The sequence below is a fragment of the Vibrio kyushuensis genome (assembly GCF_050337325.1).
Taxonomy (GTDB): domain Bacteria; phylum Pseudomonadota; class Gammaproteobacteria; order Enterobacterales; family Vibrionaceae; genus Vibrio; species Vibrio kyushuensis.
On the sequence record NZ_JAKJSV010000002.1, the window covers coordinates 1,453,441 to 1,464,442 of the forward strand.

Sequence of the window (11,002 nt, forward strand, 5' to 3'; positions counted from 1 at the left end):
CATCCCACTGCTTAATTATGAGCCTAGCCGATATCAAAATTGTTGCTTAAAGTAAGATACAGTCAGAAGTATCGAAATACCTTTAGGAGCACTTATGATGAAAACTCGATTAAAAGCGTTGGCCATAGCGTCAACTATCCTCTTCAGTGGCTACTCATTTGCTGCGACACAAAACTACAATACAGATATTCCAACGAGCATCATGACACCAGATACGGTAGAAACGAGCCTCGGAACCTTAGAATTTAAAGATGGTGTACCAACTACCGACACAACCCAAAAGCTCTACGATAACTTAGACACATTAAGAGCAACTGAAGTGTTTCTAAATGCAATTCCTATGGCGTCCATTGAAGCAATAAGAATTGGACATGAAGAACTCGGCGTCACCCACTCTAATCAGGTTGTCCTATTTGATAAGCTGATGGACTCTAACCCGCTCTTTTTAACGGGTAATACCGACACCGTTTACGCTTCGGCCTTTCTTGATTTAGAACGCGACGGCCCTACGGTAATTGAAGTGCCACCGGGCATGGGGCCAACAACAGTAAACGACGCGTTCTTTCGCTTTGTAACTGATTTAGGCGTCGTCGGCCCTGATAAAGGTAAAGGCGGTAAATACCTTGTTTTACCACCAAATTACAAAGGAGAGGTTCCTGAAGGGTACTTTGTTTCCACCTCCACCAGCTACACCAACTGGTTTATTGCGCGTGGCTTTTTAAAAGACGGCAAGCCGGACTCTGCGGTTAACGATTTCAAATCACAACTTAAGATCTACCCACTAGCGAGTAAATCTAAGCAGCCAAAAATGGAGTTTATTTCCGGAAGTGGTAAATCATTCAACACTGTTCACGCCAACAATGAGCATTTCTATGACGAGATCAAACCGGTTCTCGACAAAGAGCCTGTGAGCTTTATTGACCCTGAACTACGCGGTTTAATGACGAGTATTGGAATACAAAAAGATAAACCTTTTGAGCCTGATGCTCGCATGCAAAAGATACTGAAAGATGGTGTGGCGATTGGTAACGCGACCGCACGTAGCCTCTATTTCCACCCGAGAGATAAGGCCGCATACAAATACGACAATAAGCGTTGGAAAACAGCCTTTATTGGTGGCGACTACCAGTGGTTGATTGATGAAGGTAAAGGCGGACGCAATTTAGATGCGCGTACTTACTTCTTCTATATCGCAACGGTTAACACGCCAGCAATGGCATTGAAGTTGATTGATAAAGGTTCACAGTACGCCCTGTCTGACCAATCTAAAGATGGACAATTTTTAGATGGTGGGAAAACATACAAACTGAATATTCCAGCGAATGTGCCAGCGAAAAACTTCTGGTCTATTGTAGCGTATGATCCACAAACTCGTTCAGAGCTACAAACGAGCCAACCTTTCCCGAGCAAGAACAACAAGCGTGATGACTTTATTGAAAATAGCGACGGTTCTGTTGATCTTTACTTTGGCCCTAAAGCACCAAAAGGGAAAGAGACGAATTGGATAGAAACTGTACCAGGTAAAGGTTGGTTTACCATTCTTCGCCTCTATGGGCCGCAAGAAGCTTGGTATGACAAGTCATGGCAACCGGGTGATATTGAACTGGTGAAATAGCTAACAGCGTAGAAAATCAAAAGGGTTCACCTCTTTAAATTAAAGAGGTGAACCCTTTTTTATATATCGTACTGGCTCTATAAACGCTATAAGCGGATTTAAACGATTTCCCAGCTGTGCGTCATTTCAATACCTTCACCAAGCATTAAACAAACCGAGCAATATTTTTCTAGTGAGTCAGCCGCGACTTTAGCAACAGTTTCAGCGTCTAAAGATTCACCAGACACTTCAAAGTGAACATTCACTTGAGTAAAAATACGCGGTGCAGTTTCACGACGCTCGGTGGTCAACTTAGCCACACAACCCGTCACCTTCTGGCCCGCTTCCTTTAACCCGTCAATCACATCAACAGAGCTACAACCACCCGCAGCCATTAATACCATTTCCATTGGGCTTGGTGCTGTCGCGCCGCCGTTACCATCCATCACAATTGAATGACCCGATTGTGATTGGCCAAGGAATTTAAAATCTTCTATCCACTTTACTTCAGCTTGCATCTTTACGTCTCACTACTACAAATCTTAGTGCGAAAGATAACAGGTATTAGTACAGCTCAACAAGTTTAAACACTCTCCTACTCTGCATCAGTTGGAAAAACGACGCCCGTTTGTCTACGTATTTCAGTTAACGCTTTTGAAACCAAGAGCGAACGACTTACCCCACGTTCATCCATCGCCTTTTCTTCATGTTGTTTCGCAAAGGCGGCCGCCTCATAAAACATTCGATTTGGCACTTGCTCTACACTCAAGTCTTGTTTGTCCCCCCCTCTCGTCAATTTAGTCACCCGATTGCAAAGAGAGATCATATCCACCTGTAATGCCGCCTCTTCACCTTGGAACTCACTCGGCAAATATGAATCACTGATTTTAGAGTGACTGATCACGACATCAAACCCATCATATTGAAATATCACGCTGCCATTGCCATCAACGCCAGATTCAAGCAGGTGCGCTTGGGCGTTAATCGAGACAGGTTCGCCGAACAGGGCAATAACTGCTCCCACACAGTAGTAACCAATATCCATAATGGAGCCGTTCGAGAATTCTGGATTAAACGTATTTGGATTTTCACCATTGAGGTACTTCGGATAGCGAGAAGAGAATTGGCAGTAACTAATAGTGGCCTTTCTCAAAGCGCCAATCTGCGTTAGTTGCCTCTCCAATACATGGAAATTAGGCAGATGCGGTGTCATAAACGCTTCAAACAATACCACTCCATTTTCGCGTGCTGTTTGGTACAACTCCTGAGCCAGCACATAATTGGATGCCAACGGCTTCTCACATATCACGTGTTTACCGGATTTCAACAACTGCTTAGTTTGAGGTGCATGATAAGAGTTCGGGCTCGCAATATAGACCACATCAATTAACGTTGATTCTGCCAGTGCTTCAAAATCGGTAAACAACTTAGGCGACGCATATTTTTCAGAAAATCTTTGAGCACTTTCAAGGCTTCGAGAATACACGCCTGAAAGTTCATATAGACCAGTCTGTAATGCGGCTTCAATAAATTGATCGGTAATCCAGTTTGTTCCTATTACTGCAAGTCGAATCATGAGTGGTTTACCTTTTAATAGAGTGAGCACAAAGAATACGGTGTAAGCTCAAGCGAGTTCAAGGAATTCAACATGATTTATTTTGTTGCGAGTGGAGTTATTGATTAAACAGCTGAGATAACGGGCTTTTGACGCCACTTGCACCTCTATCAATGACATGAGTATAGATCTGCGTTGTTTTCACATCAGTATGACCAAGTTGTTCTTGTACGGTTCTGATATCTGCACCATTTTCTAGTAAGTGGGTTGCAAATGAATGGCGTAATGTGTGGCATGAAACGTTCTTTTCAATATTTGCCGTTTTAGCTGCGAGTTTAACGGCCTTTTGAACACTTGTTTCATTGATGTGATGACGACGACAAAGCGATGAAACAGGATCGACTGAACGCCTAATGGAAGGAAACAAATACTGCCAGTTAAGGTCGTTATTGGCATTAGGGTACTTTCGATCCATGGCATCAGGCAACCAAACGCCTGAGTAATCATGCTGCATTTGGTCTTGCTTCCATATTTGCTTCACTTGCTCTTGTTGGTGACTAAGTGACGGTATTAATTCTCTAGCCAACGTCACAATACGATTTTTATTTCCTTTTGCCCTCCAGATACGCAGAGCAGAGTATTCAAAATCAATATCTTGAAAGCGTAATCTTAAACACTCCATCAAACGCAACCCCGATCCGTACATCAGCTGTAGCGGTAATAAATGTGTGGGACTGACATTAGCAAGCAGCCGACTCACTTCACTTTGAGTTAATACTGTAGGTAGCTTCTTTCCTTTAGCTGACTTTCGAAAGCGGATATCCACATCAATAGGGGAAGCTAGGATATGCTTATACAAAAACACCAAAGCATTCAATGCTAAGCACTGTGTGCGAGCCGCCATGTTTCGCTCGGTAATAAGGTGAGATAGAAACGCTTCAACCTCAGAAACACCCAATTCTTTAGGATGCTTCTTACCGTTGTAAATAATGAATTGAAAGATCCAATAGACATATGCTTCGATCGTTCTTTTAGCATAGTGACGTGACGCCATGTATTCCCGAATATAACTCAAAAATGGTGATTTCATTGCAATCCTTACGCACTGTTTATTTATACAGCACAAACAGTAGCGAGGATTAATTCTGTTATACGGAAAGATTCCGTATTTTGTGATAAGTAACCAGTTTAATAATTCGTAGTACACTGATTTACATAACTATCTGGATTACCATGGTTAGATTCTAAATAATTAGAAGGCGGTAGCGTGGATTACTATACGGAATTAATCCGTCTATAAAGCGTTAACTGCCTTCCGAGTTTGGCATTTCAAATGGAGTATGTATGAATACGTATGATCAAGAGTTAGGGCATAAATTAAAACTTAAATTTGGTACCGCACCTAATGACCCAAGTGCTAGTCAATTAGAGTCAATAAAACGTGATATTAAAGCGCTCGTTGCTAGAGGAATAACTCCTACTGGGAATGATTGGGCTGAAATTGTAAAGAGGCATTGTCCAAGTGCAGGTAGCTATGGTTACAAAGGCGCTGATACATCAGATTTGATTACATTATTACAGTTAGCAACAAAAAATTAGGAATATTTAATGAGTTTAAACATATTAAAGAAAGAACTTGAAGCAGCCTTATTGATCACGGATTGGTCACCTTCAACTGCTGAATTAAGCGAAATAGCAAAACGTCTTAGGGCTTTTAATGGCGAGCCAAATAAAGCAAATATAGGTAATATCGTCTTTGATGTAGTTGGTTCGTTTGAATCAATGATTTTAGAGGGAGTTGATAACTCAGACCTAACAACATTACTTGTTCTTGCTACCAAAGTAGATTCAAGTGATGACTAATGAACAATCAGTTCTTACTGCCGAATCTGAGATCGAAAAACTTAAAAAGAGCTATATGGAGCATCTTACCCCTATCGTTCTCCGTAAGCAGAATGGTGAGGGAGAGCCTACTATTCAAGAGCTTCTAATTTGTCAGCAGCTTGGTGCAAAATATTTTAATTTCATAGAAAACTTTGTTGGTAATAGTGGTTTACTTGGTGCTCATGCTAATGGAAAGTGGGTTACAGGCTTTGCTGAGACATGTCACAGCGTATTAAGTGCTTTTGTAGTACATGTGACTTTTCTTCAAAGCCATTCAGATACTTTCAAAGGTGCCTTAGAAAGTCCTACGGCAAGTGCATACGCAAATATGCAAAGAATGACTAAAGAGTATCTTCCTAAACAACAATGGCAGCAACTCAATGGTTTATTTATAGATAACTCTCTACCAGTATCAGGATTTAAATTTGAAGGAGCAAATGATTTGAAAGAAACCCCTAAGTGGCAACTTGTTACAGGTCTAATTGTTGGCGTTATATTTTCTTTATTAATACTTGTTGCGGTTGTTTTTATTCCCAATCCTACAACAACCCAGTTCTTTATTTTTAGAGGCGTATTTGCAATTTCGCTAGCCGCTATTGCTGCAATTATTCCGGGTCTTTTAAATGTTGAATCTCGATTTCAGAAGTTCTCAATTAAAGCAACTGGTGCAATAGCTGTATTTGTAATTGTATTTTTACTAAACCCTCCAGCATTAATCGGCAGTTAACAAGTTGCTTAAACGGACAAAAAACAGTTGGCTTTTGCTCGTTCCTCGCTAATTTTAGCCAACTATTTTATTGCCGCTTAGCAAAGCGTTATAAAGCATGGGGAGCTACGGTGTATTTAAAGAGATTTAGCAATTCATTTGCGGACGAGATCTGCCATTGGTTTCCAACTCATAAAGAATCACTCCTATGGGGTGGAGGTGTATTTTCATGGCCATTACAGCCGTCTGATCTAGTCGAGCGTTCACAGCATCAGAATCTGGAGTTTTATGCCTTGGTCGACAATGAGAATGTACTGGGATTTATTGAACTTCAAAAAACCAATGAAACTGAAATCCGATTATGTAGAGTAGCTATCTCACCTCAATACCGTGGTAAAGGTATAGGCAAAAAACTCGTTCAACTTTCACTAAACGAAATAAAACAAAGAAATACTTATACATTAGTGACCTTGGCTGTATTTGCCGAGAACCTAGCTGCTTATAACTGCTATCAGTCTTTAGGCTTTTACACTGTCGACAAAGATCCAAAGTACAAGCAATTCAACGGTGAAACTTGGCCACTATTTCAGATGGAAATTGCTTTATAACAAATTGTTCAACTGGATTCCAAAACGCTTGGCAATTTTGTATCGGTCAGCTTTTGTGGTTAAGGTGGTCATATTAGGTTTAGTGGCATTGTTTTGTCACTAGTTAACAAGGCGTTATATGCCATTTCAATTCAGAGAAACATAATTATGTTGTTGGAATCACATCAAATAAAACTTAGGTCTTTAGAAGTAACCGATACTGAAGAGTTCCATACTTGGGCTAGCGATAGAGAAGTCACACAATTCAGCTTGTCTTCCTATGCTTACCCTCAATCCAAAAGTGATATTTCAAAATGGCTTTCTTCTATCAATGATTCTCCTAAAACAGTGTCTTTTGGCATTTGTTGCACTCAAACTAACATGCTTATTGGGTATGCGGGTATAGCTTCAATAAGTCAACTAAACCGCAGTGGCGAGTACTTTATTCTAATTGGCGATAGAGAATATTGGCGCAAAGGTGTTGGCACAGAAGTAACCAAGTTAATAACAAATTATGATATTAATTGCTTGGGTTTACACCGTATAGAGCTAACCGCTTTCGCTTCCAATCCATCAGCAATTAAAACCTATGAAAAATCTGGTTACCAACATGAAGGTATCAAAAGACAATCAGGTTTCCGAAATGGTACTTTTGTAGATAAAGTTCAAATGTCGGTGCTTGCACATGAGTGGTCGGGCATATAACAAATTGTTCAACTGGATTCCAAAACGCTTGGCACTTTTGTAATGGTCAGGTTTTGTGATTAAGGTGGTCATATTAGGTATGGTGGCATTGTTTTGTCACTAGTTAACAAGGCGTTATAAGCCAAAGAGGTAAACGAATGACAATAGTAGAACAAATCGTATCGCGTGAAATCGAGGCTGTTATTGTTTATGAATCGAAGTCTGTTATAGCGTTCGCTGACCATGACCCTATCAACTTTGGACACATTCTGATCTGCCCAACTTCACCCTATGAGTCATTTATTGAGTTACCCGAGCCTGTGCATAATGAAATCCAAACAGTGGCTAAAGATCTGTACTTACGATTGGTAGCGAAATTTAATCCAGTAGGTATTTCATTTATCCAAAATAATGGGCAATGTAATGAGCTCGACCATTATCACCTTCATATCTTTCCGAGATATCAGGATGACAAATTTGGTTGGACGTGCAGTGAGATTGGGGTTCAAACTATCGAAAAGCTCCGTAATTCGTTAGCAGGCTTATAACAAGGCACTAAACCCGACACTTTAACGCTTGGCATTTTTGCTTCGCAAAAGTATATGCCAAGGTTTCGTGCGGGTTAGTTTAGCGTTAGGCTCTTAATGAATTCACTTTTAAAGTAGAGGAAAGTATGCTGATCAGGGAAGCAACAAAAGATGATTTGGTAGAAGTGTGTTTGCTTACCAATCAAATTAATGAATTACATCATACTTACGAGCCTTGCTTATTCTCAAAGCCCAGAGGAGCGGGGTATGAGAATGACTTTTGGGAAGATAGGATTGTTAGCAAGGACACTGTTACTTTAGTTGCTGAGCTCGATAATACGATTCATGGCTTTCTTTTAGCAACGATTACAGCTTTACCTGTTGTGCCATTCTTAGAGAAACAACAAGCGTGCCGTATTAATACAATTGTGGTTTCAAAAGAAAAGCAAAACACAGGCATAGGTAAATTACTTTTTTCTAAAATTGAAAGTTGGGCAAAAGAGCAAGGGTTTAAAGAAATTAAACTAGAGGTTGTAGAGTTTAATGAACGTGCAAAGCAATTTTATGAAAAGTTGGGCTTTCGTACACAAACAAGAATATTGTCTAAATCTATAGCCTAACAAGTCGTTTAAACGGACGTGTAACAGTTGGCTCGCGCTCGTTCCTCGCACAGTTTAGCCAACTATTTCACGCCGCTTAACGAGGCGTTAGTCGTTTAATGCTTTGAAAGGTTTTAAGGTTAAAGTTGATTCAGTAGCTTTCGCCGTATTGTTTTACTGGCAAGGTTTTTGGGCGCTACTGGATCGCATGATGTTAATGTTCAATTTAGGGCGCTTCGTTTGGCCGAGTTAAGTGGAAAGTTATTGCCCTTAGTAAGTTCTACAAATGTCGTCCACTGTTTTTAATAACAAAAGCTTGTGTTAATAATCAGCATTCAATGGCAAAGCCACCGACTAACAAGTTAATTAAGTGGACTTATCAACGCTGGGCACTCTCGGCTTGAAGTCTGATAGGCTCGGCAAAGTCAGTGGTTACAGCCACTTATTAAAGCGTTAGGTATAAGAGATCTATGAAACTTTATAAGTATTTACCCGTTGAACGAATAGATGTTCTAGAGAATCTTAAGATACGTTTTACTCAATTAAGTTCTCTAAATGACCCTTACGAAATGCTACATTCGTTCGATGTATCAAGCATTATCGAGCCAAGCTTTAATGATGGTATACAAAAGTTAAATACTTGGTGGGCTACATTAAGTGTAGATGAACAGCAAAAAGGAAAGCCCAATTACGACAAAACTTTGGAGGAGTTACACAGCCATAGAGAAAGGCTTATAAGTAAATCTCTTATGACTAAAGAGCTGTCGGAGTTGTGTGATAAGCTTTTAGGAATATTGTCATTATCTCAAACCAAAAAGAACCCTTTAATGTGGTCACATTATGCGGATTCAGGAAGTGGTTTTGTTATTGAGTTCGATTCAGAGCACGAATTCTTCCATAAAAAAGATCCCTATGGTTTAGTAACTGATCCAATAGTTGTCGAATACGAACAAGCTTTACCAGTATTTGATGCAAGCTTGGCGCATAGCCGATCTAAACTTGTAGGGGTAAAGTCTAAAGAATGGAAGTATGAACAAGAAGTCCGGTTAACTTTAAACCTAATTGGTATCAAGCCTGTAGTAAATCAAAGAAACAGGCCTGTATATGACGACTTTGGTAATAAAATCTATCTAATTGACATTCCTAAGGATGCTATCAAAACAATATACCTTGGCCCTAGAGTAAAGCCAGAAAGCAAACTTAAGATTCTTAATGCTTTAAATGAGAACACTATAGATTGTGATGTATACGAACATGATGTGTCTTTAGAAAAAGTTAATATTATTCCAAATAGCGAATACCTAACAAATTGTTAAACAGCGATTCAAAACGCGTGCCGGTTACGCTACGCTCACCAGAATGGCACACTGTTTTTCTCGCGTTAACAAGGCGTTATGTGTTTTGGAGATAAAATGAGCATAGAGTTAAATGACATTTCTGACGTTGCAACTGCTATTGCTGCTGTAATTGCAGCTATCAGTCTCGGAGTCAGTGCGTTTCAAACTCGACTCTCGCGTCGAATTGCTGAAACTGCTTTTGAAGATAGTATTGATCAGCAATATCGAGAGTTAGCTAAGGAAATCCCCGTTGACGTCTTAATTGATCGTTGCACAGAGGTAAACAGTGATACAAGGGAAGTAATTTTCAATTATTTGGATCTCTGTAACCAGCAAGTTTATTTGCGCGCTAAAGGCAGAATTAGCGATGACCGTTGGGTGGATTGGTGTGACGGAATACAAGAGAACTTAGTCAAGAGCGCTTTCCTTTCGGTTTGGACTGAGGTTCAAGATAAAGCTTCATTTTCATATCTCAACCGACTAGAAAATGAGAGCTTTAAAAGTGACCCTTTGCGCTGGAAGTAAACACATAACAAAGCATTTAAGAGTGATTCCCAACGCTTGGCATTTTCAGTTCAAGGTTGGGTTTTGTGTTTACGGTGCAATGGCTTAGGTTAGGTGGTAGCGTTGCTCACACTTTAATGCGGCGTTAGTCGTTTAATGCTTTGAAAGTTTTTGGGTTAAGGTTAGTTCCGTAATCGTCGCCCTATCGTTTTACTGGCTACGTTTTTTAGCGCTACTGGATCGCATGGTTTTAACTTTCAAGTTGGGGCGCTTCATTTGGCCGAGTCAAATGTAAAGCCCTACCCCATGTAAGTTCTACAAATGTCGCTCATGGGTTTTAATAACAAAAGCTTGTGCCAATAATCGGCATTCAATGGCAAAGCCACCGACTAACAAATTAATTAAGTGGACTTATCAACGCTGGGCATTTTCGGCTTGGAGTCTAATATGCTTGGTAAAGTCTGTGGTTACAGCCACTTATTAAAGCGTTATGTGTTTGGAGGGGAAATGGTTAGGGAAGCGACAAAAGACGATTGCGTAAAATTAGCGGCATTGTCCATTAAAGTCTGGCTAGACACATATGCTAGAGAAGGTATCAAAACTGAATACGCTGAGTATGTATTGTCTACTTTCACTGTAACCTACTTCTTAGAAATATTGGATACGATTAAATATCGTGTATTTGTAATTGAAGAGCAGGAAGTTATTCAAGGCTATGTAATGGTTAATCTTGAATCGCATTATCAAACGCCTAGTAATGGCTTTGAAGTCGAAAAACTTTATGTCGATAACACTTTCAAAGGGAAAGGGTTAGGTCGAAAGCTCTTGAATGAAGTCGAAAATCAGTTGGGTAATAAATACTGGCTTTACACTTGGGTTGAAAATGAATCCAATGGATTTTATGAGCATCTGGGGTTAAGTCGAATAGGGCTTCTAACGTTTAAGTTTGCAGGGGCTTCAATAGAAAATAACGTGTATCAGTCAGCCCACACATAACAAAGCATTTAAGACGGATTCCCAACGCT

14 protein-coding genes are annotated in these 11,002 nt (G+C 40.1%); 11 read left to right on the forward strand and 3 right to left on the reverse strand.

Translation table 11 applies throughout. The features are described from left to right. Positions 1 to 94: 94 nt before the first annotated feature. Entirely contained in the window at positions 95 to 1,615 is a 1,521-nt protein-coding gene (locus tag L4D20_RS06390) for a DUF1254 domain-containing protein (protein ID WP_428800700.1), read from the forward strand. Between the two features lie 98 nt (positions 1,616 to 1,713). On the opposite strand, the gene L4D20_RS06395 is transcribed toward L4D20_RS06390, so the two are convergent. The 3 genes from L4D20_RS06395 to L4D20_RS06405 all read right to left on the reverse strand — a co-directional run bounded on the left by L4D20_RS06395 (position 1,714) and on the right by L4D20_RS06405 (position 4,239). Further along, positions 1,714 to 2,112, reverse strand: coding sequence for an OsmC family protein (locus L4D20_RS06395; RefSeq protein WP_428800701.1), 399 nt, complete (start codon positions 2,110 to 2,112; stop codon positions 1,714 to 1,716). Between the two features lie 77 nt (positions 2,113 to 2,189). Further along, the gene (locus L4D20_RS06400; protein WP_428800702.1) at positions 2,190 to 3,170 is read right to left on the reverse strand and encodes a Gfo/Idh/MocA family protein; all 981 of its coding nucleotides are present in this window, start codon (positions 3,168 to 3,170) and stop codon (positions 2,190 to 2,192) included. Positions 3,171 to 3,267: 97 nt separating this feature from the next. Then, entirely contained in the window at positions 3,268 to 4,239 is a 972-nt protein-coding gene (locus L4D20_RS06405; protein ID WP_428800703.1) for an integron integrase, read from the reverse strand. Between the two features lie 254 nt (positions 4,240 to 4,493). Here L4D20_RS06405 and L4D20_RS06410 point away from each other — a divergent pair, with 254 nt between their 5' ends. The 10 genes from L4D20_RS06410 to L4D20_RS06455 all read left to right on the forward strand — a co-directional run bounded on the left by L4D20_RS06410 (position 4,494) and on the right by L4D20_RS06455 (position 10,973). Then, positions 4,494 to 4,748 carry a hypothetical protein gene (locus L4D20_RS06410; protein ID WP_428800704.1) on the forward strand — a complete coding sequence of 85 codons (255 nt, stop codon included), beginning with the start codon at positions 4,494 to 4,496 and terminating at the stop codon, positions 4,746 to 4,748. Between the two features lie 9 nt (positions 4,749 to 4,757). Beyond that, positions 4,758 to 5,012, forward strand: a complete 255-nt coding sequence (locus L4D20_RS06415; protein WP_428800705.1) for a hypothetical protein — start codon at positions 4,758 to 4,760, stop codon at positions 5,010 to 5,012. Next, positions 5,005 to 5,760 carry a hypothetical protein gene (locus tag L4D20_RS06420; protein WP_428800706.1) on the forward strand — a complete coding sequence of 252 codons (756 nt, stop codon included), beginning with the start codon at positions 5,005 to 5,007 and terminating at the stop codon, positions 5,758 to 5,760. The genes L4D20_RS06415 and L4D20_RS06420 overlap by 8 nt, the downstream gene beginning before the upstream one ends. Positions 5,761 to 5,870: 110 nt before the next feature. Then, the gene (locus L4D20_RS06425) at positions 5,871 to 6,347 is read left to right on the forward strand and encodes a GNAT family N-acetyltransferase (protein ID WP_428800707.1); all 477 of its coding nucleotides are present in this window, start codon (positions 5,871 to 5,873) and stop codon (positions 6,345 to 6,347) included. Positions 6,348 to 6,494: 147 nt separating this feature from the next. Beyond that, positions 6,495 to 7,031, forward strand: coding sequence for a GNAT family N-acetyltransferase (locus L4D20_RS06430; protein WP_428800708.1), 537 nt, complete (start codon positions 6,495 to 6,497; stop codon positions 7,029 to 7,031). 137 nt (positions 7,032 to 7,168) lie between these two features. Further along, entirely contained in the window at positions 7,169 to 7,558 is a 390-nt protein-coding gene (locus L4D20_RS06435) for an HIT family protein (RefSeq protein ID WP_428800709.1), read from the forward strand. Between the two features lie 125 nt (positions 7,559 to 7,683). Then, complete coding sequence (locus L4D20_RS06440) at positions 7,684 to 8,157, forward strand: GNAT family N-acetyltransferase (protein ID WP_428800710.1); 474 nt, start codon at positions 7,684 to 7,686, stop codon at positions 8,155 to 8,157. 449 nt (positions 8,158 to 8,606) lie between these two features. Further along, positions 8,607 to 9,452, forward strand: a complete 846-nt coding sequence (locus L4D20_RS06445) for a DUF2971 domain-containing protein (RefSeq protein ID WP_428800711.1) — start codon at positions 8,607 to 8,609, stop codon at positions 9,450 to 9,452. A gap of 96 nt (positions 9,453 to 9,548) precedes the next feature. Then, a complete protein-coding gene (locus tag L4D20_RS06450; protein ID WP_428800712.1) occupies positions 9,549 to 9,998 on the forward strand; it encodes a hypothetical protein in 450 nt (149 codons plus the stop codon). 426 nt (positions 9,999 to 10,424) lie between these two features. Next, positions 10,425 to 10,973 carry a GNAT family N-acetyltransferase gene (locus L4D20_RS06455; RefSeq protein WP_428800713.1) on the forward strand — a complete coding sequence of 183 codons (549 nt, stop codon included), beginning with the start codon at positions 10,425 to 10,427 and terminating at the stop codon, positions 10,971 to 10,973. The last annotated feature ends 29 nt before the right edge of the window (positions 10,974 to 11,002 follow it).